Consider the following 22,323-nt stretch of genomic DNA (forward strand, 5'->3'; position numbering starts at 1 on the left):
GAATGTAACTTTGCTAAAATTTTTAAAACAATGAAGCGAGGAATCCATTTTTTACTGTTACTTATTTCCTTTACAGTTTTTGCCCAGCAACCTATACTTGATACTGCTCAGGTAATTATTCCTGGAAGACAAAACACTGTGGAAGCACAATCGAAACCTTATGTGATTATGATTTCCACTGATGGTTTCCGTTATGACTATGCTAAAAAGTACAATGCTGAAAATCTTTTGAGACTTTCCGGTAATGGAGTGCAGGCAAAAGCAATGATTCCCAGTTACCCAAGTATTACTTTCCCTAACCACTGGAGCCTGATTACCGGGCTTTATCCTTCTCACCATGGTTTGATTGATAATTTCTTCTACGACTATAAGAGGAAGGAGGTTTATGCCATGAGCAATAAAAAAAATGCAGAGGATGGAAGCTGGTATGGGGGAATTCCACTATGGGGATTAGCTGAAAAACAGGGGATGGTATCAGCTTCTTTAATGTGGGTAGGTTCTGCCAGTGATGCCGGAGGAATAAGACCTTCATATTATTATCCGTATCATGAAAAATTCACTCCGTCGGAAAAAATAGAAAAAGTTGTGAATTGGTTGAAACTTCCTGAAGATAAAAGACCCCATTTTATTTCATTGTATTTTCCGGAAGTAGATGGAAGTGGCCACCATTTTGGTCCGGATACCAAAGAAACTGAAACGGCAGTTCATTTGATTGATCATGCCATTGGAGATTTAGTTCAGAAAGTCAATGCCCTGGGTTTGAAAAATGTTAATTTTATTTTTGTTTCCGATCATGGGATGATAAAGGTAGACGGTGGTGCACCTTTAGAAATTCCGGCCCTTCTTTTGGATAAAAAAAGATTCGATTTTTATAACTCTCAGACTTTATTGAGAGTCTATGTTAAAAACCCGGATGAGGTAAAGTCTGTATACAAAGAATTAAAAAGGCATACGAAAGATGACTATGAAGTGTATTTGGATAAAAAACTTCCTAAATATTTTCATTTTGCTACAAGAGATGACAAATACAACAGAATCGGACAAATTCTTCTGATTCCAAAAGCACCGAAAATATTTTTGGAAAAAGGGAAAAAATCTTCTGTAGGAAAACATGGCTATAATCCGAGAGTTGTTCCTGAAATGAAAGCTACGTTCTATGCATGGGGACCCGAATTTACAAATAATATGGTTATTGATGAATTTTCCAATGTCAATGTATATCCTTTGGTTGCTGAAATTTTAGGATTAAAAATTAATGAGCCTATTGACGGAAAATTAAAAGTTTTAAAAAAAACGCTTAAAGAAAAATAATATACAATGGAATCTAAGGCCTAGATTAATATTTCAAAAAATAAGATTCGGCGCACCTTTGGTGCGCCGAATCTTGTTTTTTTGAATTGATTATGCATTTTGATTCTAATCTTAAACTTTTGTGTCGGAGCTAGAGAAATTAGAATTTTGAAGAAAATTCTTTTGCAAAATCTTCCAACTTAACATCTCCTGTTACAGGTGAACCGTGATCAATAAAATCCTTCTGTACAACTCCCGTTCTTATTCCTCGTCCCATTTCAACATATAGTTTAGCCATATCTTCAGGGAGTCCTGCTTGCAGCATTCCATGTAAGGATTCCTCATCAGAAAATTCTACCCATGGAAGTTCCGGTTTATTAACAGATATTCCTAAAACTTTAGCAAAATCAGAAGCTTTTCGGATGTCACTCACAATATATCGGATATTATTGGTATTTCCATCTTTTACCAGTTCTTCAGCTGCTGCTTTCGCAATATCATTGGGATGTACAACGGGTACTTCAATATCTTCAGGATAATTTGCTCCGATGATTCCGGCATTTTGAATGAGAGGAATATCATTGAAAAAATTATTATAAAAATACCCGGCCCTTAAAAAGGTAAAAGAGGTATTTTCTACTTCATTGTATAATTTTTCAATATGGTGAAGACCTGCTATCGGACCATTTTCTACCGGGGATTCTGCTCCCACGCTGCTTAGCATTACAGCTCTTTTTACGTTGGTATTTTTTAAAGCTTCAGCATAATTTTTTCCGGCATTAGTTGTGTTTTCTACAATCTTATCCGGGCTGATCGCCGGAGGCGTCATCACAAAAACAGCATCTGCACCTTCAAATGTTTGAGTTAAAAAATTGACGTCAGTAATAGAACCTATAGCAGGAGTCGCTCCCAGAGATTCAATTTCATGTTTTCTTGCATCACTGCTGCTTACTACGGTAATAGTATGTCCTGTGGCAATTAATTGTTGTGCTAGAGGTTTAGCGACATTTCCTAGAGATCCTGTGATTACAATTTTCATATGTAAATTTTTTATTGTTGTTTAATGGTTGTATATAATCGCCTGATATTGAATTGATCAAATGAATGCGATTTCGTAATAATTATTTTTTTATTTCTGAGAACAAAGTTATATTTGTACTTACTTTTATACAAGTACTTACCCTAAAGTATGTAGAATTATGACAGCAATCAAAGAAAGTTCGACCATTCAGGAAAATAAGAAAACAGTACAGGACTGTCCCGTAATGTATGTCATGGAAAGAATTGGTGGGTTTTGGAAACCGATTATCCTGTTTAATCTTTCCACAGGAGAAAAAAGATACAGCGAATTGAAAAAAGCAATTCCTGCTGTAACAGAAAAAATGCTCATCCAGCATTTAAAACAATTGGAAGCAGATGGTTTAATTATCAGAACAGCAAAACCTATAGTACCACCTTATGTGACCTATAAACTGAGTGAAGCCGGTAATGAATTGGCTCCCGTTATTGATGCTATGGCAGCATGGGCTTTCCAGGACATGGAAAGAAATGATAATAAATGTGCTGAAGGAAACAGATATATGGTCAATCAGGACCAGAATACTTTCAGCCAAAACCTTAAAAAATAAAAACAGGTGCTTCAATCCTGAGCACCTGTTTTGTTTACTATTTTACTGAAGAATTATAACGATTTCATATCAATCACGAAACGATATCTTACATCACTTTTCAGCATTCTTTCATACGCTTCATTGATGTCCTGCATTTTGATCATTTCAATTTCTGAAACAATATTGTGCTCTCCGCAGAAATCCAATAATTCCTGAGTTTCTGCAATACCACCGATAACAGAACCTGCTACTGATTTTCTTCCCATAATCATAGGCACTGTATTGAGGATAGGCTCAAGCCCTCCCAAATATCCTACAAGAACATGAGTCCCGTTGATATTTAAAGTAGTTATATAGGGATTAACATCATGTACATAAGGAACGGTGTCAATAATCACATCAAATTTCCCTTTTACAGAATCCATTTGCGCTTCATCTGTAGAAATAATAACATGATCAGCACCCAATTGTTTAGCATCATCAGTTTTTCCCGGAGTTCTTGAGAACAAAGTAACTTCAGCTCCTAATCCTTTTGCCAGCTTAATAGCCATATGACCTAAACCACCTAGTCCTACAACAGCTACTTTAGATCCGGGACCTACATTCCAGTGTTTTAAAGGTGACCAGGTTGTAATACCTGCACAAAGAAGAGGTGCTACAGCAGCAAGGTCGAGATTTTCTGGTACTTTTAATACATGATGAGAATCTACCACTACTTTTTGAGAATATCCTCCAAAAGTATGGCCTCCCAAATGTTTATCCTTACCATTATATGTTCCTGTGAACCCATTCAGACAATATTGCTCCAGGTCATGCTTACAGCTGTCGCAATGTCCACAGGAATCTACAATACATCCCACACCGGCAAGATCACCTACTTTAAATTTGGAAACTTCGTTTCCTACCTTGGTGATTCTTCCCACAATTTCATGTCCCGGAACTGCGGGATACAAAGATCCGCCCCAGTCGTTTCTTGCCGTATGAAGATCAGAGTGACATACTCCGCAATATAGAATTTCAATTTCTACATCTTTTGAGGTTACCTCTCTTCTTTCAATATTCATTTCTTTCAGATCTGCTGTGGTGGATTCAGCACCATAAGCTTTTACAGTGATTGTGCTCATTTTTATATTTAGTTTATTTAAGGTTTATAAATTGTTATATTCTTCATCCGTTACAGGCTCCAGCCATTCTACAATTCCATGTTGGGTATTGGGATTAATAGCGATATGAGTAAACTCGCTGTCCGAAGTAGCTCCATGCCAATGGATGACGTCAGGAAGAATATTGACAACATCTCCGGGGTTTAAAACCTGTGCCGGTTTTCCTTTTTCCTGATAGAATCCTTTTCCTGAAGTTACGATTAAAATCTGTCCCCCTTTATGGGAATGCCAGTTGTTTCTGCATCCTGCTTCAAAGATGACATTTCCGATCTGGCAGTTCAGATTGTCTTCATTGGGCTTAAGGACATGAACCCAGGCTGTTCCACCTGAAAAATATTCAGAAGGTGCTTTTTCTCCTTTTGGAAAAATGTTGGTATTAAAAGTTTCCATAACGATACAAAATTCGAAACTTTCAGAGAAACCTTGCTTATACAGATTACCGAATTACTTACCAATTTTACAGACAGTATATCAGTTCATCAGGAAATTGGTAATTTTGAATGATAAAAAAATATACTTCATGGAAAATCAGGAGGTTGAAATCTATAACACGGTCTCAGAATATAATAAAATGGCTAATCATGAAACGCTTCATCCCTTGGTGAGTGTCATTGATTTTTCCAAATCAGATCCTATTTGCCAGTATAAAAGAAAATTCGGTTTTTATACGGTCTTCCTGAAAGATGTGATGTGTGGAGATATGTTGTATGGGAAACATAGCTACGATTATCAGGAAGGGACATTGGTTTTCATTGCTCCGGGGCAGACCTACGGAATTTATAATAAAGATAAACATGTGCAGCCTGCAGGGTTTGCTTTGATTTTTCATCCTGATTTATTGAAAGGAACCAATCTTGGGAAAAATATAAAAGAGTACAATTTCTTTTCTTATGATGTTCATGAGGCCTTGCACCTTTCAGAAAAAGAAAGGGAAATTATTCTGGAATGCTTTAAAAATATAAAACATGAACTGGAACAGTCTATTGATAAACATAGTAAATCATTAATCGTCAATAATATTGAACTGTTTTTGAATTATTGTATGCGTTTCTACGACCGTCAGTTTATTACCAGAGATCATATCAACCAGGGGGTTATCGGAAAATTTGAAAATCTTGTGGACGATTATTTAAAATCCGAAAACCCAAAAAATATTGGTTTTCCTATGGTTAATTATTTCGCTGAAAAATTAAATCTGTCTGCCAATTATTTTGGAGATCTGATAAAAAAAGAATTGGGAATTTCCGCACAGGAATTTATCCACAACAAACTTATTGATATTGCCAAAGAACAGATCATGGATCAGGCAAAAACAATCAGTGAGATCTCCTATGATCTGGGCTTTAAATATCCGCAGCATTTTACAAGACTCTTCAAAACGAAAGTGGGTATTTCTCCAAGTGAATACAAAATTCTAAACTAAGTGTTTTAAGCGAATTCTGATAAGTGAATATTTGTGTTTTTATTTGTGATATTTCCGGTTAAATTATTTTCCGTTGTCAAAAAACAAGGTTAATTTTAAAGGTAAGAATTTTTATAATTGTAAAAATGACATCAAATCACAAAGGAACCCATTTTTTTGATACCCGGTTCGGAAGAATTACTGCCTTGAAGGAAAATGGGATAATTAAAGCCAGAAGTATCCGTTATGCCCTTTCTGAAAGATTTCAAAAACCGGTTCCCGTAGATTCTTTTTCAGAATTTGCTTTTCCTGATAAAGTTCCTGTTTGCCCGCAAAAATTGAGCCCTCTTGTAGAAAAGATGATTGCACCCACTCCGGTTGATAATTTTGAACCGGATGAATCTACTCAATACCTTTCAATATACCGCTCTGAAAATACTATTGAAAATAAAAAACTTCCTGTTGTTGTCTGGATCCACGGAGGATCTCATGAAATAGGGTGTGGAGACCTTCCTACCGCTGATCCTACTGAATGGGTGAGAGAACAGGAAATTATAGTGGTCACAGTTTCCTATCGACTGGGGCTCTTCGGCTTTTTAGGAGGAAATGAGAGAAGACCTCCGAATCTGGGACTTTTTGATATCATTGAAGCGTTGAGGTGGATAAATAATTACATTGCTGATTTTGGCGGAGATACAGAGAATATTACCCTTTTCGGACAATCTTCCGGTGGAGATGCTATAGCCCATTTAATGATTTCAGAGGATGTGGACGGGTTGTTCCAGCGCGTTATTATCCAAAGTGCCCCCCTGGGATTACGTCATAAAAGGCAGAATATGTCTGCTGAATTTTTAAAGAAAACGGAAACATTAAAAGATGAAGCTGATATTTTTAAAATGATGGATAATTATAAAAAATATGTGCCATCTGTTATGAAATATGGTTTGAAGGCGGCTATGCCCTTTGGTACACAATATGGATTTCCTCCACTGTGCAACGAAGAAGAAGCTATAGAGAGATGGAAAGAGAATGCTAAAAAATATGATGTTCTGATTGGTCTCAATAATAATGAGACGGCGTTTTATCTCAAAACTTCCGAGGCTTTAAATAAGTATTTTGGCAAAGGATGGGGGTTGAAAATTATGGACAAAACAGTGGAAACCACAACCGAATTTATTTATGGAAACCCGGCAAAACAATTTGCACAAAATCTTGCTGATTCCGGTGGTAATGTCTATCTCTTCAGAATTCATTCCCAATTAAAAGAAAACCAGATCGGAGCACCTCATTGTATTGATCTTCCCTTGATTTTTGGAAACGAAGAAGCATGGAAAAGGTCAGCGTTATTAAAAGATATCCCCTGGAAAAATATTCATGAGAATGGGCAGAAATTAAGGGCGCTTTGGGCAGAATTTGCTCAGACCGGGAATATTGCTGACGAGTCCGAAAGACCAGAGATTCTCCGGCTCCAAAAACTTTAACTTTGACCTTGAAGTAGACGAAATACTGTTGTTGGTGGCTCTTATTTGCTACTCATGTACCTTGTGGTTACCTTTGACAGACCAATATTTTAAAAACAGATCACTATGAAAAAAAGTATTACAAACAAGAGAAAACTAGGTCGAAATGATCTTAAAAACCTAAAAGGAGGAGATATCAATATCGGTAAAATATGTTGTACCTCAACAGAAGACGGGTATTGCTGTGAATGGGCTAAAGATATTTTTAATTGTCGATATATCTACTGCTAATACTGCCTGCTGTTGAAGAGATAACTTTATCAGATGTTAAGTAAGATGTGAATGATGTTTTTTGTTGATTATTGTTTAATAGTAAATGATATTTTTTGTATATTTATTTGTATTTAAATCCAAAATATAATAACTATGAAAATGAAAAATATTCAAAAAGGGAGAAAAATCGACCGACAGGAACTTAAACACGTAACAGGAGGAATTATAATAAGAGACAGAATATGTTGTTTTTCTGATGAAAACAATTTCTGTTGTGAGTGGGCATCCGACCCATGGAACTGCCGCGGTATTAAATGTTAATAAACCGCATCTTAAGAAAAAAAGCGTACATAATCAATCATGTACGCTTTTTTATTTTAATCTCAGTCTATTCTATTCAGGAATCCAGACGCTGACATTGCCGGCGGGAACAGGAAAATCTCCCCAGCCGTTTTCGTCAACTACTACTTTATCTTTAGATCTTTTGAGAAGATCTTTACATTTTTTTCCGGCATATCGTTTCCCTATTTCCATAGGTTTGTTGTAAGCATCTTTATTGCTTAGAACCACAGCACATCCTGTATGGTGATCATCTCCTTCCCGGATCCATCCCAAACAATTGGCATCTTCGAAGTAATCCCGTTGTTCTCCATAGGCATGGTCTTTCCGGGCTTTAATAAGCTCTTCAATACCATCTACCTTGGGCATAAAGATTTCCTGATCATTGCCTTCCCGGTCTTTATCCACATAATGAGCACCATACAAATCAGGATAAAAAACACAAGGATAGCCATTTTGTCTTAATAAAATTAAAGCATAAGCCAGAGGTTTAAACCATGGTTCCACCGGGGCTTCCAAATCCTGCAGAGGTTGTGTATCGTGATTCGCTACAAGGCTTACAGAATGCATAGGATCAGCCTGAGTGAGTGTTTCGTCAAAAATTCGTCGAAGATCATAGCTGCTTCCTTCTTTGGAGGCATTATGAAAATTGTTCTGTAGAGAGCTGTCAAAAAGACTCATAGCTCCTTCAGTTACTTCTATATATTTTTGTAGAAGATGAAGATATCCGGGAGCCCAATATTCACCTACAGCAAATATATTTTTCCCGGAATTGGCGCGAAGGAGTGTAAGCCATTCTTTATAAAAATCAAAAGAAATATGTTTCAATGCATCAAGCCTTACCCCGTCGAAATCGATTTGATCAAAATACCACTTTGCCCAGTTGTTGAGTTCTTCCCGCACAAAAGGATTTCTGTGTTCAATGTCATTATACATCAGATAATCATAATTTCCTTTCTCATCATGGATCATCTCTTCCCAGTCATCTCCATATTCAGATTGGATTTTGTAAATATGAGAATCCATTCCCTCAGCATAATCTACTCCGCTAAAGCAGGTGAAGTTCCATTCAAAATCGGAATATTTTTTTCCTCTTCCGGGAAAAGTAAATTTAGTGTAGGATTCTATTTCTATAACATCAGAAATTACTTTTTCCCTGTTTTCTTCATCTACTTTTACTACATTGAATTTTTCAAGCTCATCACCACCGCCTTTATGGCCCAAAACAATATCAACAATCACATCAATGTTTTGTTTTTTTAATGCTTTGATGGCTTTTATATATTCACCTTTCGTTCCATATTTTGTAGGGATAGTTCCTTTTTGATCAAACTCTCCCAGATCATAGAGATCATAAGAATCGTATCCTATAGAATAACCGCCACTGGTTCCTTTGTAGGCAGGAGGAAACCATACCGAAGTAATTCCCAGCTTTGCCAAATATCTGGCCTGCTTTTCGGCTTCTTTCCATAGTTTTCCATTTCCTTCTGAGTACCAGTGAAAAAACTGAATCATTGTCGGGTTCATAGAATTGAAGATTTGGTTAGTACAAGGTAGTGAAAAAATATTACCTATTGATTTTCGAATTCTTCAAACGGGATTTTTAGTTGAACGGAGACCAGCTTTTTTTCTTCCGTATTGAGATGAGAGAGAGACAGCCCGAGAAGACGAACAGCTTTGTCGTAAGGGCGAAGCTCCCAGAGTTTTTTTCCGGTATTTAAATAGTGTTCAGGAGAAGTGAAAAACTCTTCTCTTGTAATACTTCTGGTAAAGAGAGAGAAATCTTTGTATTTGATTTTTAAGGTTAAAGTTCTTCCCAGAATATTATTTTTTTGCAATCTCTGATGAAGTTCATTTCCTAAGCTTTCTAATTTTTCATTGACTTGCTGCTCATCAAAGAGGTCTTCAAAAAAAGTTCGCTCAACGGCAACACTTTTTTGTATTCGGTGAGGTTTTACTTCAGATGTATGAATACCCCGTACCACATTGTAATAATGGGCTCCGGATTTTCCAAACAGGCGTACCAGATCTTCCAGAGATTTCTTCTTTAAATCTTTTCCTTTGTAAATTCCTAGACTAAACATTTTGTTAGCTGTAACCTTCCCTACACCATAAAATTTTTCGACAGGTAGTTCTTCAAGGAAGGCCTCTACTTTATCAGGATGAATGGTTTTCTGACCATTGGGTTTATTAATGTCAGAAGCAACTTTAGCCAGGAATTTATTCACGGAGATTCCTGCAGAAGCAGTGAGCCCGGTTTCTTCAAAAATCTTTTGGCGGATTTCCTTTGCTATTGTATTGGCAGATTCCATCCCCTTTTTATTCTCGGTTACATCCAGATAAGCTTCATCAAGGGATAAAGGTTCCACAAGGTCAGTATATTCATAGAAAATTTCTCTGATTTTTTTTGAAATCTCTTTATATCTGGCAAAACGGGGAGGTACAAATATAAGATGAGGACATCGTTCTTTTGCCGTTTTACTGGGCATCGCTGAGCGTACACCATATTTTCTTGCTTCATAACTCGCCGCAGCAACCACTCCGCGATGCTGGCCACCTACAGCAATTGGTTTCCCTTTGAGGCTAGGATTATCATGCTGCTCTACAGAAGCATAGAATGCATCCATATCTACATGAATAATTTTACGAAGTGGCAAAGAGAAATCCATATCACAAAGATATGGATTCCTGTATTTATGGTAAATTATTTTCAAGAAGGAAAGTGTGAAGCTGGGAGAGGGAAGTTAATGATGACGATATAGAACTGGATGATCCATTTTATTAAAAGTTAGCTAAAGACTAACTGATCATTTAAGGTACTTAAATTACTTCCATTTTCGTTCTTCCTGCTTCCAACCTTTTACGGCTTCAATCTCATCGTAAGAAGATGAGGTTCAAATCCGGCTTTTTCATACGCTTTGACAGCCGATTCATTCTCAGCGTATACATCGAGCCTTACTTCAGAAATATTTCTGGACTTTGCCCAGCTGATCAATTCATCGGTGATTACTTTATTCAAGCCTTTTCCTCTGTATTCAGGTTTTGTGTACATAAAGCCCAGATAAGCATATTTTTCAAACTTATAATAATACTTTTCTGCCTTTTTGATGAGAGCGTATCCGGAACCTATAATCTCATTGTTCTCTTCTGCGACAATCAGGATAGCATCCGGAGATTGTATAAAATGATTCAGATCATAGTAATGAATCTCGCCATCAATAAGTGTTGTGTTAAAAGGTCGCTCTGCTGAAACTATTCCCTGCTCAAATTCTAATAGAATTTCCAAATCCTGCTCTGTAGCTTCTCTTGTGATCATAGTAATAAATGGTTAAATGTTTTTTGGGTTTCAGACTCAATATTCTTAGCCTGCAACAAATCCTGGTTGAAAATGAATATAAATTATTTTAAAAGATTGTTTATCGTTTGCTGGATCTCCGGATCTTCAGGAGAAATAGCATAATATTTTGCAATCGCCGATTTCTGATCAATGATCATATATCTTGGAATCCAGTTAAGATCTACATAATTGTTGAAATCATTTTTCCATCCTGAAGCAAACCAATAATTTTCTTTGTTTTTCATATCAAATCTTTCAAGACTTTTTTCAAAACCTTCTTTTGAACGGTCTAATGATAGAAATACAAAATCAATATTCTTGTTATTTTCTTCTAATTCCTTCGCTTTTGGAAGTGCATTTAAGCAATCTCTACACCATCCGGCCCAAAAATCAATAACCAGAACTTTTCCTTTATGCTGATCCAAAATCTGCTGGATGGTAATGGTTTTCCCCTCTTCATCCTCAAGTTTTTGCTTCAAGGCTTCTTTGGAAAAACTTTTTTTAAGAACGGTGGGTACTTTTTGTGAATAGCTTAACCCAAAAATACCTATCATAAAAATTAATAACAACTTTCTCATTTCGTACAATTTCATTTATACAAATCTAAACAATGAATTGCAATCTGAGATTGATTTCTTTGGAATTAGTAAAAATTTATAATATTGATGGCTTCTATGAGAATACCCACTCCGTCAAAAATTCTTTGAATTTTCTCCACCTCTCCGAGAGAGGAGGAATATTTACCTCTTCAGTTGTAATATTTGCTGATTAGTAGTTTTTAATCAAACCTTTTACCACTGCAATTACATTCGGCATAGCTTTGTTGGCTGCATTTAAAACTTCTTCGTGAGAAACGGCGAAGGCAACATCCGGCCCGCCAAGATCGGTAATAACAGAAATACAGAAGCAATCCATTCCCATATGTCTGGCAACGATAACTTCAGGAACGGTACTCATTCCTACCATATCTCCTCCTATAGCCTTTATCATCCCATATTCGGCAGGCGTCTCAAAAGTAGGACCTTGCAAGGCAACGTAAACGCCCTGATGAACTTTAATATTATGGTCTGATGCAGCCTGTTTAGCTACAGCGATCATTTTTTTGTTATAGGGTTCGCTCATATCCACAAAACGAGGACCAAGTTCGTCAATATTTTTGCCTCTAAGCGGATGCTCAGGCATCATATTGATATGATCCTTTAAGATAACGATATCAGCGACACTGTAGGCCGAATTTACCCCACCACAGGCATTCGAAAGAACAAGATTTTTAATTCCCAGCAGATGAAAAACTCTTATCGGGAAAGTAACGGTTTCCATAGAATGCCCCTCATAGTAATGAAAACGGCCACTCATCATCAGAACTTTTTTACCTTCCAGTGTTCCGTAAATTAATTTTCCACTGTGTCCGGCAACCGTAGTTTGTGGAAAATTAGGAATGTCTTTGTACTCTAAAATATGGATCGGTTCTACCTCATTCTGGAGTTTCCCCAGTCCGGATCCTAAAATGATAGCGAAATCAGGAGTTTCCTGAATAATATTTTTGATGAAATCTGCTGTCTCCTTAATTTTTTTTAACATAATCCAAGATGATTTTATCGAATTCTTCTTTATTATCAATCAAAACATTGATAGGCCAGTAGTAAACGATCTCTCTAAGATAGTCAAAAGTTTTCAGACGAACATAGTCTTTCTCTGTGGTTAATATCAGTTTATATTCTCCTAATTTTTTATACTCCGCAAGGATTTTTTTAATATCATCATCCGTGAAATTATGGTGATCTCTGAATTTCAAATGAGTGACTCTTTTTGAGAATTTTGCAAGATGCTCCAGAAGTGGTTTAGGATTGGCAATTCCGGTAATCAAAAGAATATCATAATAATTCAGGTTGTTATCAGGAAGCATTTTGTCTTTTCCATATACATTTTCGTCATAACCGATGGATGAAAAGAATACTTTTTGGTTATAGGAAGGACGGATTCTTGAAATATAATATCTTTTGGTTTCTTCAGTTAGTTCATCAGGACATTTGCTGACCATGATGATGTCTGCTCTTTTAGCGCCCGCTCTGGATTCGCGTAGGTCGCCGGCAGGAAGAAGATAATCTTTAAAGTAAGGGTCATTAAAGTCGGTCATCAGAATATTGAAGCCGGCTTTAATCGCTCTATGCTGCAAAGCATCATCAAGCACCAGTACATTCAGATCCATATCTTCAATCACTTTTTTAGCTCCGGGAACACGCTCTTCCGAAACAGCAATGACAAAACGATTTTTGAAGCGCTCAAATAACTGCATGGCTTCATCTCCCACAATTTTGTAGTTACTTTCATAATTGGTGACCTCATAGCCTTTGGTAAGCCTTCCGTAACCTCGTGAAAGTACTCCGGTTCTGTAATGTTTGGATAGATACTGAGCGAGATACATCACCATGGGTGATTTTCCGCTTCCGCCCACAGACAGGTTTCCGACATTGATTATCGGTGTCTTGAATTTTGTTGACTTAAAAATTCCCAGATCATACAGTGTGTTCCGGATACCCGTTACCAAATGATAACCGAGGGAAAAAGGATAAAGGTACCATCTTTTCATACGATTGCAAAAATAGGAATTTTCGTAAGCATTTGGTATAATATTCTCAAAGACTTTTCAACAAATATTTCGTTAAATTAAAGTATTTTTGTGGAGTTATTATAATACTTTGAGATACTTTATTGAATTTTCTTACAACGGAAAGAACTATTTCGGCTATCAGATACAGCCGGATGCCGTTTCTGTACAGGAAGAACTGGAAAAAGCGCTTTCGACAATTTTACGGGAAGAGATTAAAACTACGGGTGCCGGCAGAACGGATACCGGTGTTCATGCCAAAAAAATATTTGCCCATTTTGATACTGAGCAGGAACTTAGTGATGAGTTTCCGCGCAGACTGAATAGTTTTTTACCTCCGGATATTTCGATCAAAAGAATTTTTAAAGTAAAAGATGATTTCCATGCCCGTTTTGATGCCACCTACAGAACCTACGAATATTATATTTCTTTAGAGAAAAATCCCTTTACTCAGGAATCTGCCTGGCAGCATTGGAAAAGATCATTGGATATTGATAAAATGAATGAAGCCTGTAAGATTTTATTTGAATACGAAGATTTTACAAGTTTCGCCAAATTAAAAACAGACAATAAAACCAATATCTGCAAAATATATAAAGCAGAATGGGAGCAAAACGGAACAGAATTGAAATTCACTGTTTCAGCCAATCGGTTTCTTAGAAATATGGTTCGTGCTATCGTAGGAACCATGGTGGAAATTGGTACCGGAAAATTGAAACCCGAAGATATGCGTAAAGTGATTGAAGACAAAAATCGCAATGCAGCAGGAACCTCTGCTCCCGGACATGGGTTGTATCTGGTGGATGTAGGATATGAATTTTAAAAACAAAACTAAAAACAAATAATAACCATATTATCAATTTTTATTCTTATCGGTGCCTATCGGTATTATGCACAATTAGCAGAGAGGTTTGGAAAAACAAAATGGCACCATGGCGTTCTGGCTATAGGTATCTATCTGGGAGCTCAGATTATTTTAGGCCTTAGCTATGGCTTTTATCTGGCATCAACAAACCCGGAGTTATTAGATAATGTAAGTTATACAGGCTTTTCAGGAGCTAATATTGTAAGCTGGATAATTTCTATTGCTGCGGTCTGGGGTATTTATCAGGTTCTTGAGAAAAAATATAAGAAAGAAATGATTCAAAAACCTTCTGTCGAAATTGACCAGATAGGCCGCATTTCTGAAAGTCAGCAGAAGTAATTACGAAAGATATTCATTCTATAAATGACAGATATCTTACATTTTCTATGACGATTTGCAAAACTTGTAAAGATTGACAATTTATAAAGTCTTATTTTTGCATAGAATTTAAATTCTTTTCTTCGATTCGAACAATGAAAAAACAAGATACCTGGGGGATTATAAAAAGGCTGTTCTTTATTGGAATGAAATTTCGTTCTTGGTTCATCCTTACATTGGTAATTTCCATTATACTTTCAATAGTTTCAACCTACAGACCTTATCTTACCATGCAGGTGGTGGATAATGATATCACAAAGCTTCAGGATAAGGCTTTAATGATGAAGCATATCTATATTTTGGTAGGACTGGTATTTGCTGAAACTATTCTTAACTTTTTCTTAGTTTATTTTTCAAATTTTATCTCGCAAAATGTTATCCGTGACATCAGAGAAAGATTATATGCCAAGCTGATTTATTTTAAAACTTCTTTTTTTGATAAAACTCCGATCGGACAGCTGGTAACCCGTGCAGTAGGCGATGTGGAAACCATTGCTACGGTATATACAGATGGATTCCTGATGGTATTCGGGGATATTCTGAGAATTGTATTTGTATTGATCATGATGTTCAGCACCAATGTTCATCTGAGTTATATTACATTGGCTATTCTGCCTTTGATGGTCGTAATTACAAGATTTTTTCAAAAGAGACTGAAAAAGGCCTTTGGGGATGAGAGAAACTGGACGGCTACTCAAAACTCTTTTGTGCAGGAAAGATTAGCAGGAATGTCAATTATTCAGGTATTCAACAGGCAAGAAGCTGAATTTAAAAAATTTGATGATATCAACATTACTCTGAAAGGAGCATTATTGAGGACTGTTTTCATCTTCTCATTATTCTTTCCGGTAGTTGAACTTATTTCTTCCCTGTTTATAGGATTTATCCTGTTTTATGGAGGATATATTACAATCAGTGCAGGGGTGGTGATTGCTTTTATTCAGTATATTTCAATGTTGATCCGCCCGTTAAGGCAAATTGCAGATCGTTTCAATAATATCCAGCGTGGTATTGTAGGAGCAGAAAGAGTATTGGGATTAATGGATGAAGAAAATGGAATGCCCAATACCGGAACGGTTGAAAAGGATCATTTTGATGGGAAAATTGAGTTCCAGAAAGTACATTTTGCATATGATGAAAAGCAGGAAGTTCTCAAGGGAATAGATTTTAAAGTAAATCCCGGAGAGACAGTTGCTATTGTTGGAGCTACAGGAGCCGGAAAATCTACGATCATCAGCCTGATCACAAGACTTTATGATATCAATTCAGGGAATATTCTAATTGATGATGTGGATTTGAAAGATTATGAGTTGTATAATCTGAGAAGCCATATCGGTGTAGTATTGCAGGATGTATTTCTTTTCCACGGAAGTATTTTTGAAAACCTTTCATTTGGAGATGATAGTATTACCCTGGATAAAATAAAAGCCGGAGCTAAAGAAATTGAAGTAGATCAGTTTATTGAACAGCTTCCTGGTGGTTATGATTATGTGGTGAGTGAAAGAGGGTCATCAATCTCCTTAGGACAGAGACAATTACTGTCTTTCTTAAGAGCTTATTTATCAGATCCGAAAATTTTAATTCTCGATGAAGCAACCTCTTCGATAGACCACGAAAGTGAAAAACTGATTCAGAGAGCTACAGAAAAAATTACGAAAAACAGGACATCCATTATTATTGCACACCGGCTTTCCACTATTGAAAAAGCTGATAAAATTATTGTCATGGAGCACGGTAAAATTGTAGAAGAAGGTAAACATTTGGAGCTGTTAGACAAGAATGGCTACTATTCGACCCTTTACAAAGCTCAGCTGCGTCATGAAGTAGAAATGGAAGAAGAAAAATAAAGTGAAAATTTAATAAAAAAGAGAGCCGGAAGGCTCTCTTTTTTTGTGGAAAATATTTAAAATTTTAGTTTTTTAGTGATCACTTTTCCATCTTCCAGTACTGCTGTTACAGCGATGATCAGATTTTTCTGGTCAACCGGATATCTGAATTCTGTTGATTTAACATCTGATTTTCTCATCAATAATCTTCCGGAAGCATCATAAATATGTAGAGAAGAGATTTTCACATTGCTTCTTATCCATACTGAATTTTCATCTTTAAAAATAGAAGATGAATTTTTTACTCCTGTATTTTCTATTGCTAATAATTCCTGAGGCTCAATAATTACAGAATAATCTTCCACCTGTCCGTATTTCGGAGTATAGCAGGCTGTTACTGTAGTTCCGTTGAATTCTCCAATCACTCTCATTCTTAAAGGAGTATTGATAACTGCATTGGCCGGAGGGGTTATCTGAGCTGTAGCAAATGAACCATTACTTATTCCGCTCTGATTAAGAACCAATTCTGTTGATTCATTAAACTGCCCGTCATTATTAAAATCAATATATGCTTTTATAATGTGAGCGTTGCTTGTTCCCGGAGCGATAGTAAGTGTTGTGGCAGTATTTTGAGGAATGTTGGTTTTTGATATTCCTGAGCAGTAAGTGCCGGTAAAGTTTTCATAAAAATTATTTGCTGCCTGCTTAAAATTGTTTGAATAATTACTAATGTTACCAAACTTTACAGACGTAATTCCTACATTGTAGTTGCCTGGATTAGTTATTGAAGATGGAGTGCATGCCGCGGCTAATGTAGCACTGTTATCAATGGTAGTAGCTGAGGCAACTTTTGAGTTGATTAACGACTGTCTGTATTGTAAAAGTTGTGCGGTTGCTCTGTCAGCCTGCCCTTGCGTAAATAAATTTCTGAAGCAGTAGGTGTAGGCCATTACATTTCTCTCACCTCCATCATATAACTGATTTGTACAAGGATTGATCTGCCCCGTCTGGCAGGTATGCGGAACAGAAGAATGATAAAGACTTTTCATAGGTTCCGTATCACAAACAAGATCCCCATCCAGGGTACAGTCGTTGTTTACGGGACAATCACCAGTGGTTTCATTATATCCCTGATGGGTATGTCTGAGACCTAATGCATGTCCGAATTCATGAGCTAGCGTCTGTGCATTAACAGCAGAAGCACTTGTTGCCATAAAAGCGTAGTCATTGCTTCCTCCGGGATAATAAGCGAAACCATTCAAGCCTCCGGAGTTGGAAGTTAATTTTTTAACAACATAAATATTGTAGTATTTTGAGGTATCCCACATTCCCATGGCTGTAATTTCAGAGGCAGTGACCGCATTGGTAGTGTTATCATTATTGACCCCTCCACTTACATATTTGGGAAGAGTAGAGGCATTGATTCTGTTGATCCCATTCGTTGAATTACAACCAGGATCTTTGGTTGCGAAGACAAACTTAACAGGGAGTACAGAACTTGTTCCGGACATTCCACTGGTAGAACTTCCGGCGAAAACTCCGTTAGTATAGTTTACCCATGCAATGATATCGGCATCGGACTTATTATTGGCTGTTCCTATGGCACTTCCGTCTCCTACAACATGAACAACAATAGGAATTTCGTAAATCTGATTGTTGAGTTTAGAGGCCAGTTTTCCGCTTTTGATCATTTTTGATAATTTCAGATTGAAAGCATCGTCCTGAGCTTTCTCTTCAGGAAACCTTTCATAATGTTTTTTCATTAATTCATCGGTTCCACATTCCTGAAATTCTATTTTTTGTGAATAAACATGGGAGCAGAATGTCCCTGAAATAAGCAGGAATAATAATTTTTTCATAGTATTTTCTATTTAAGTAGTTGAAACCTAAAAATAAATAAAAAATACATACAATTTATGCGTGCTTTTTAAAATGGCAAAAAACAAAATTTTGTGTAGTTCCAAAAGGAGTTGTATGATCTTCAGTACTACATTTTATTTTTTCAAAATCATTCCCGAATATTTTAGATAATGATTCTTCATCATATTGTTGAATATCCAGACCGCTGCATTGGGTAGGGCCATTTTTGGAAAAAGTGCCCAGGATCATAAATCCGGTAATATTTTTCTCCGCAATATCAATATATTTTGATATCTGTTCCGGAGTGGTCAGAAAGTGAAAAGCCGCTCTGTCATGCCAGATATCATAAGCTTCAGAAGGATTGAATTCTGTAATATCTGTTGTCACCCATTGTATCTTTTCAGCATTTTTCCCCAATCTTTGTTTTGCTTTTTCCAGAGCTTTTGCGGAAATATCAAGTACCGTAATGTTTTTGTATCCTTCTTCAAGAAGAAAATCTACCAGATTACTGTCTCCACCACCAATATCAATAATTTTTGCCTCCTTCCCCAATCCGCAGGAGTTGATCAAATCAAGTGAAGTTTGAGGTTTTTCCTGTGTCCAGCTTACCTGGTCCGGGTTTTTCGTTTCATATACGTTCTCCCAGTGATTTTTTTGATCGTTGGCCATTACAATTCTTTTAACTGATTATTGAGTTCTTCAAATTTATTAATTAATCCGTCAAGTTTTGCCTGTTGTTTTTTAATTGTTCTTGGTCTCAGGTAAAACCAATTAAAGCCTATCCATGCCAGGGTGAGAGAGTAGGCCAGCACAGCATATATCATTTGCATTTGTGATGCATATTCATACATATAGAGAACTATTCCGAGAAATAACATGATAAAATATACATTCAGCATAGTAGTCTGCATAAATTGCTGTTTGTTTTGGACAGTGTATAAGTTTTGCAGGTATTCACTATTAGACTGAGTATGATCGATGGTGTAAAATGTGGTAAACATTCTGTTGTAAGCCACCAGGAATATAACCATCGCTAACAGTACGAAAACAATTCCGATTTTTGTAGTAATGAGTTGAGGTTGATAGCGATACCAGATAAATCCAATAGCAAGACAGGTGGTGATGAGTAAAATGTTGGCAATGATTAGTTTACGAATATTTTCATTTTTAAATTTTTTCAATCTTTTCAACAGCTCTTCAATATTGGGTTTTTGAGAGGTCTGTTGCTTCCATATATTTTTAAAATCGATATTAGTATCCATTGTCTTTAAATTTTTGAGTGAGTTTTTCTTTTATCCTGTGAATTTTTACCCTGATATTAGGCTCTGAAAGTCCGACGATATGGGCAATTTCTGCCTGTTTTACTTCTTCCAGTTCCAGAGAAATGATAATTCTGTCCGTTTCCGGCAGTTCAGAAATAAATTGATAGAGTAATTGTATCTGAGGCTCTATAGACTCTTGTTTTTTTTCTTCCAGGTTAATGGGAAGTTCGGTTTTTGCAAATCTCTTTTCCTTTTCAATCTGGCGAAGGCAGTTGTTGGATGCGATTCTGAAAATCCAGGTCCCTACACTGGATTCATTCCTGAATTTTGGAAGCTGTTGCCATACAATGATAAAAGTTTCCTGAGCCAGATCCTGAGCGAGTTCAGCCTCGTTGACATATCCCATGCATAAGCGGAATATCTTTTGCCAGTAGAGCTCATATATCTCTTCGAATACCATTATTTCGTCGCTAAAAAATTATTTAGTTGATTGAAATACCATTCTTTATCATCGTACATGATAAAATGCAGACCTTTTGTTGCATATTGGAAATTGGCATTCTTTAGCTGTTTATACTGGCCTTCAATGGTAGGTTTAAAGTTAACAAAATAAGATTCCAGCAGGATTAGAGATGGGCATTGAATATTTTTGATCTTTTCTCTGAGATCGGTATTGGAAAAATCACAATACATTTTAGCAAATGTTTTTCGGTCCGACTTCATGCTCCAGTCAATCACTGTTTCCTGCTTGGCGGTGTCTGTCAGCAAGCGGGAAATAGCCTGTGTTTGCATGTGACGAAACTGATCATCTGTCATAGCAGTTATTTTGTTGATGGGTGCCAAGCAGTCATTATTCTCTTTTGATATAAAAGTAGGGTTAGCAAAGGCTGCCAGACACGGAAGTGTATCCACGATAACGATTTTACCTACCAATTGTGGATAATCTGCTGCAAGAGCGAGAGCGAGGCCGCCACCCATGCTGTGCCCGATGATCATGGGTTTTTGTATTTTATGATCTTTTATAAAGGCTGCAATTCCTTTTTCCCAATCATTAAAGCTAGCGTCTGTTTGCGGCTTTGTTCCTGCAAATCCTGCCATTGTTAAAGTATAGCAAGTGTAGTTTTTGTCGAACCTGGCTGTTGTTTCGTCCCATACATTTCCTGAAGAAGCAAACCCTGGAATAAAGATGAGGGATTGGTCTCCTTTTCCGGTTTTCTTTACCTCAAAAGGATGGTTTTTTTCCTGACCGAATATATTGCACACTGCTAAAAAAAATAACATGATAATAAGAAGGAATGTGAATTTTTTCATGATTTCTAAAGTTTTAGGTTGATTTGCCTTTTAGAGACAACCCTTCTTAAAATGTTACAGTAAATTTTACTTTTTTTTGAAAAAAATATTTTCTCTTCTCCGAAGGCCCCGTTATAAGGGCAAAGTCGTCATTTTATTTTTTTAAAGTAATACTAATTGAAACCAGAGCTTGAGTAATAGTGTGGTGTATATGGTAGTGGTCTGATTACTCTATAATTTTTCCATAGAATGTACTGATGTTAAAGTAGAACCCAGGAATTTTATATTTACCTTTCTGAAACTCATGATAATCGCATTTCGAATGAGAATTCTGGGATACACTTTCCATTTGGAACCGGTTTAGCACCATGTATTCATCCGTAACAGAAATAACATGAAATGCTGTTTCACATTTCATTCCATCTCCGGATGTCAAAATGGCCCCCAGTAATCCATGGAGGTTTCCTGCAATTTTTTTTGCATAATCATCATCATTGGTTAAATGGTAAAGATGGGTCAGATAATTCATCGCACGAAGATCCAGAGGATTTTCTTCCAAAGCTTCATGAAAAAGTTGAACTCCCCTGGGAAGATCTTTTTCCGAAATGCTTTCTCCCCGGTAATATTTGCCCAGTTCCTCTGCATTTTTACTTGCTTTGTAGGGGTTATATTCTTTTTGAAAAGTATAACCGAAATAAAGGTGACGATACTGATTACCTGTAAGCAATGTATCATTTTGTTTTAATCTTTTTAAAAGCTTTGGATAGTAGAATTCTGAGTTTTTATCCCCAATGTTTTTTTGAATTAAAGAATAATCCGGTGATTTGAATTCCGGCTTCTGAGCCTTTACGAAAGTAAGAAGACTTAGAAAGAATAGGGAAAGAAATACTTTGGTACTCATAGTTTAGATGGAGTATTATCACTTTTTTTACACGGTTAAAAATACGAAATATGTAGCCATAGGATAAAAATAATTATCTATTGGTAAAAAAAGTAGTAAAATGTTAATGAAGTCTTATTTTGTATTGATAAATTTAGTAACTTTATTCGGAATTTGAAATGTAACCCCTAATATTAACAGGGGTAAACAGAATAAAATTGGAATTTTTAACTTAAATCAAAAAATATAAATGAGCAGTAGCATCCAAGATGAATTTAAAGTCTTTAAAGACGAATTAAGAAAGTTGAATATCGAAGTACAGAAAGTAGTGAAAGTAGGGAATGGAAGTATGGATTTTCACGAAGTTTTCTACAAATCACCGAGGTATGATGAGGTAAAAAGTATCTATGTCCAACGTCATAATCTGGACAGTATGATTGAAAAATTTAAACAAGCCTACCATTAAAATATATCGGCGGC

23 protein-coding genes are annotated in these 22,323 nt (G+C 36.3%); 8 read left to right on the plus strand and 15 right to left on the minus strand.

What is annotated here, in order from left to right; all coding sequences use genetic code 11:
• The first annotated feature begins 30 nt into the window (after positions 1–30).
• A complete protein-coding gene (locus tag C1631_RS08320; protein WP_109711633.1) occupies positions 31–1,311 on the plus strand; it encodes an alkaline phosphatase family protein in 1,281 nt (426 codons plus the stop codon).
• A gap of 139 nt (positions 1,312–1,450) precedes the next feature.
• Here the strand turns inward: C1631_RS08320 and C1631_RS08325 are convergent, their stop codons facing one another.
• Positions 1,451–2,329, minus strand: coding sequence for an NAD(P)H-binding protein (locus C1631_RS08325; protein WP_103247281.1), 879 nt, complete (start codon positions 2,327–2,329; stop codon positions 1,451–1,453).
• Positions 2,330–2,489: 160 nt separating this feature from the next.
• Here C1631_RS08325 and C1631_RS08330 point away from each other — a divergent pair, with 160 nt between their 5' ends.
• Positions 2,490–2,918: a winged helix-turn-helix transcriptional regulator gene (locus C1631_RS08330; protein ID WP_103247282.1), complete on the plus strand. Its 429-nt coding sequence runs from the start codon at positions 2,490–2,492 to the stop codon at positions 2,916–2,918.
• Between the two features lie 53 nt (positions 2,919–2,971).
• On the opposite strand, the gene C1631_RS08335 is transcribed toward C1631_RS08330, so the two are convergent.
• Together C1631_RS08335 and C1631_RS08340 are read right to left on the minus strand one after the other, a co-directional pair.
• On the minus strand, positions 2,972–4,024 hold the full coding sequence (locus C1631_RS08335; RefSeq protein WP_103247283.1) for an NAD(P)-dependent alcohol dehydrogenase: 1,053 nt from the start codon (positions 4,022–4,024) through the stop codon (positions 2,972–2,974).
• 24 nt (positions 4,025–4,048) lie between these two features.
• A complete protein-coding gene (locus tag C1631_RS08340) occupies positions 4,049–4,453 on the minus strand; it encodes a cupin domain-containing protein (RefSeq protein WP_103247284.1) in 405 nt (134 codons plus the stop codon).
• A gap of 130 nt (positions 4,454–4,583) precedes the next feature.
• Between C1631_RS08340 and C1631_RS08345 the strand changes: the two genes are divergently transcribed.
• The 3 genes from C1631_RS08345 (at position 4,584) to C1631_RS23980 (ending at position 7,216) form a co-directional block, all read left to right on the plus strand.
• Positions 4,584–5,486, plus strand: a complete 903-nt coding sequence (locus C1631_RS08345; protein ID WP_109712334.1) for a helix-turn-helix domain-containing protein — start codon at positions 4,584–4,586, stop codon at positions 5,484–5,486.
• A 125-nt stretch (positions 5,487–5,611) separates the two neighbouring features.
• Positions 5,612–6,946: a carboxylesterase family protein gene (locus C1631_RS08350; RefSeq protein WP_109711635.1), complete on the plus strand. Its 1,335-nt coding sequence runs from the start codon at positions 5,612–5,614 to the stop codon at positions 6,944–6,946.
• Between the two features lie 105 nt (positions 6,947–7,051).
• Positions 7,052–7,216, plus strand: a complete 165-nt coding sequence (locus C1631_RS23980; RefSeq protein ID WP_165828257.1) for a hypothetical protein — start codon at positions 7,052–7,054, stop codon at positions 7,214–7,216.
• A gap of 375 nt (positions 7,217–7,591) precedes the next feature.
• Here C1631_RS23980 and C1631_RS08355 read toward each other — a convergent pair whose 3' ends face one another.
• The 6 genes from C1631_RS08355 to lpxK form a co-directional block, all read right to left on the minus strand.
• Positions 7,592–9,064: an alpha-amylase gene (locus C1631_RS08355; protein WP_109711637.1), complete on the minus strand. Its 1,473-nt coding sequence runs from the start codon at positions 9,062–9,064 to the stop codon at positions 7,592–7,594.
• A 44-nt stretch (positions 9,065–9,108) separates the two neighbouring features.
• Positions 9,109–10,206 carry a DNA polymerase IV gene (gene dinB, locus C1631_RS08360; protein ID WP_109711639.1) on the minus strand — a complete coding sequence of 366 codons (1,098 nt, stop codon included), beginning with the start codon at positions 10,204–10,206 and terminating at the stop codon, positions 9,109–9,111.
• Between the two features lie 191 nt (positions 10,207–10,397).
• Positions 10,398–10,853 carry a GNAT family N-acetyltransferase gene (locus tag C1631_RS08365; protein ID WP_103247287.1) on the minus strand — a complete coding sequence of 152 codons (456 nt, stop codon included), beginning with the start codon at positions 10,851–10,853 and terminating at the stop codon, positions 10,398–10,400.
• Between the two features lie 83 nt (positions 10,854–10,936).
• Positions 10,937–11,452, minus strand: a complete 516-nt coding sequence (locus tag C1631_RS08370; RefSeq protein WP_103247288.1) for a TlpA family protein disulfide reductase — start codon at positions 11,450–11,452, stop codon at positions 10,937–10,939.
• Positions 11,453–11,642: 190 nt separating this feature from the next.
• Positions 11,643–12,455, minus strand: coding sequence for a purine-nucleoside phosphorylase (locus tag C1631_RS08375; protein WP_109711641.1), 813 nt, complete (start codon positions 12,453–12,455; stop codon positions 11,643–11,645).
• The gene (gene lpxK, locus C1631_RS08380) at positions 12,439–13,464 is read right to left on the minus strand and encodes a tetraacyldisaccharide 4'-kinase (RefSeq protein ID WP_103247290.1); all 1,026 of its coding nucleotides are present in this window, start codon (positions 13,462–13,464) and stop codon (positions 12,439–12,441) included. Before lpxK ends, C1631_RS08375 begins: the two co-directional genes overlap by 17 nt.
• Positions 13,465–13,573: 109 nt before the next feature.
• Here lpxK and truA point away from each other — a divergent pair, with 109 nt between their 5' ends.
• Both truA and C1631_RS08395 read left to right on the plus strand, forming a co-directional pair.
• Positions 13,574–14,305, plus strand: a complete 732-nt coding sequence (gene truA / locus C1631_RS08385) for a tRNA pseudouridine(38-40) synthase TruA (RefSeq protein ID WP_109712336.1) — start codon at positions 13,574–13,576, stop codon at positions 14,303–14,305.
• A gap of 515 nt (positions 14,306–14,820) precedes the next feature.
• On the plus strand, positions 14,821–16,572 hold the full coding sequence (locus C1631_RS08395; protein WP_103249520.1) for an ABC transporter ATP-binding protein: 1,752 nt from the start codon (positions 14,821–14,823) through the stop codon (positions 16,570–16,572).
• A 56-nt stretch (positions 16,573–16,628) separates the two neighbouring features.
• On the opposite strand, the gene C1631_RS08400 is transcribed toward C1631_RS08395, so the two are convergent.
• From C1631_RS08400 to C1631_RS08425, 6 genes are all read right to left on the minus strand, one after another.
• The gene (locus C1631_RS08400; RefSeq protein ID WP_109711643.1) at positions 16,629–18,410 is read right to left on the minus strand and encodes a GEVED domain-containing protein; all 1,782 of its coding nucleotides are present in this window, start codon (positions 18,408–18,410) and stop codon (positions 16,629–16,631) included.
• 55 nt (positions 18,411–18,465) lie between these two features.
• Positions 18,466–19,080, minus strand: coding sequence for a class I SAM-dependent methyltransferase (locus C1631_RS08405; RefSeq protein WP_103247031.1), 615 nt, complete (start codon positions 19,078–19,080; stop codon positions 18,466–18,468).
• Complete coding sequence (locus tag C1631_RS08410) at positions 19,080–19,673, minus strand: hypothetical protein (RefSeq protein WP_103247030.1); 594 nt, start codon at positions 19,671–19,673, stop codon at positions 19,080–19,082. Before C1631_RS08410 ends, C1631_RS08405 begins: the two co-directional genes overlap by 1 nt.
• Positions 19,663–20,133 (minus strand): RNA polymerase sigma factor, encoded by a 471-nt coding sequence (locus C1631_RS08415; protein WP_103247029.1) that lies wholly within the window; start codon positions 20,131–20,133, stop codon positions 19,663–19,665. The genes C1631_RS08410 and C1631_RS08415 overlap by 11 nt, the downstream gene beginning before the upstream one ends.
• Positions 20,133–20,984, minus strand: coding sequence for an alpha/beta fold hydrolase (locus C1631_RS08420; protein WP_103247028.1), 852 nt, complete (start codon positions 20,982–20,984; stop codon positions 20,133–20,135). The genes C1631_RS08415 and C1631_RS08420 overlap by 1 nt, the downstream gene beginning before the upstream one ends.
• Positions 20,985–21,189: 205 nt before the next feature.
• Positions 21,190–21,864, minus strand: a complete 675-nt coding sequence (locus C1631_RS08425) for a DUF4919 domain-containing protein (protein WP_103247027.1) — start codon at positions 21,862–21,864, stop codon at positions 21,190–21,192.
• Positions 21,865–22,093: 229 nt separating this feature from the next.
• On the opposite strand from C1631_RS08425, the gene C1631_RS08430 reads away from it, so the two are divergent.
• The gene (locus tag C1631_RS08430) at positions 22,094–22,309 is read left to right on the plus strand and encodes a hypothetical protein (RefSeq protein ID WP_103247026.1); all 216 of its coding nucleotides are present in this window, start codon (positions 22,094–22,096) and stop codon (positions 22,307–22,309) included.
• Positions 22,310–22,323 lie beyond the last annotated feature (14 nt).

It is taken from the genome of Chryseobacterium phosphatilyticum, from assembly GCF_002899825.2.
In the GTDB taxonomy this organism is placed as follows: Bacteria; Bacteroidota; Bacteroidia; order Flavobacteriales; family Weeksellaceae; genus Chryseobacterium; species Chryseobacterium phosphatilyticum.

Coding starts and splice junctions, on each gene's coding strand:
- C1631_RS08320 (WP_109711633.1), top strand. CDS start 31: ATGAAGCGAGGAATCCATTTTTTACTGTTACTTATTTCCTTTACAGTT.
- C1631_RS08325 (WP_103247281.1), bottom strand. CDS start 2,329: ATGAAAATTGTAATCACAGGATCTCTAGGAAATGTCGCTAAACCTCTA.
- C1631_RS08330 (WP_103247282.1), top strand. CDS start 2,490: ATGACAGCAATCAAAGAAAGTTCGACCATTCAGGAAAATAAGAAAACA.
- C1631_RS08335 (WP_103247283.1), bottom strand. CDS start 4,024: ATGAGCACAATCACTGTAAAAGCTTATGGTGCTGAATCCACCACAGCA.
- C1631_RS08340 (WP_103247284.1), bottom strand. CDS start 4,453: ATGGAAACTTTTAATACCAACATTTTTCCAAAAGGAGAAAAAGCACCT.
- C1631_RS08345 (WP_109712334.1), top strand. CDS start 4,584: ATGGAAAATCAGGAGGTTGAAATCTATAACACGGTCTCAGAATATAAT.
- C1631_RS08350 (WP_109711635.1), top strand. CDS start 5,612: ATGACATCAAATCACAAAGGAACCCATTTTTTTGATACCCGGTTCGGA.
- C1631_RS23980 (WP_165828257.1), top strand. CDS start 7,052: ATGAAAAAAAGTATTACAAACAAGAGAAAACTAGGTCGAAATGATCTT.
- C1631_RS08355 (WP_109711637.1), bottom strand. CDS start 9,064: ATGAACCCGACAATGATTCAGTTTTTTCACTGGTACTCAGAAGGAAAT.
- dinB (WP_109711639.1), bottom strand. CDS start 10,206: ATGGATTTCTCTTTGCCACTTCGTAAAATTATTCATGTAGATATGGAT.
- C1631_RS08365 (WP_103247287.1), bottom strand. CDS start 10,853: ATGATCACAAGAGAAGCTACAGAGCAGGATTTGGAAATTCTATTAGAA.
- C1631_RS08370 (WP_103247288.1), bottom strand. CDS start 11,452: ATGAGAAAGTTGTTATTAATTTTTATGATAGGTATTTTTGGGTTAAGC.
- C1631_RS08375 (WP_109711641.1), bottom strand. CDS start 12,455: ATGTTAAAAAAAATTAAGGAGACAGCAGATTTCATCAAAAATATTATT.
- lpxK (WP_103247290.1), bottom strand. CDS start 13,464: ATGAAAAGATGGTACCTTTATCCTTTTTCCCTCGGTTATCATTTGGTA.
- C1631_RS08395 (WP_103249520.1), top strand. CDS start 14,821: ATGAAAAAACAAGATACCTGGGGGATTATAAAAAGGCTGTTCTTTATT.
- C1631_RS08400 (WP_109711643.1), bottom strand. CDS start 18,410: ATGAAAAAATTATTATTCCTGCTTATTTCAGGGACATTCTGCTCCCAT.
- C1631_RS08405 (WP_103247031.1), bottom strand. CDS start 19,080: ATGGCCAACGATCAAAAAAATCACTGGGAGAACGTATATGAAACGAAA.
- C1631_RS08410 (WP_103247030.1), bottom strand. CDS start 19,673: ATGGATACTAATATCGATTTTAAAAATATATGGAAGCAACAGACCTCT.
- C1631_RS08415 (WP_103247029.1), bottom strand. CDS start 20,133: ATGGTATTCGAAGAGATATATGAGCTCTACTGGCAAAAGATATTCCGC.
- C1631_RS08420 (WP_103247028.1), bottom strand. CDS start 20,984: ATGAAAAAATTCACATTCCTTCTTATTATCATGTTATTTTTTTTAGCA.
- C1631_RS08425 (WP_103247027.1), bottom strand. CDS start 21,864: ATGAGTACCAAAGTATTTCTTTCCCTATTCTTTCTAAGTCTTCTTACT.
- C1631_RS08430 (WP_103247026.1), top strand. CDS start 22,094: ATGAGCAGTAGCATCCAAGATGAATTTAAAGTCTTTAAAGACGAATTA.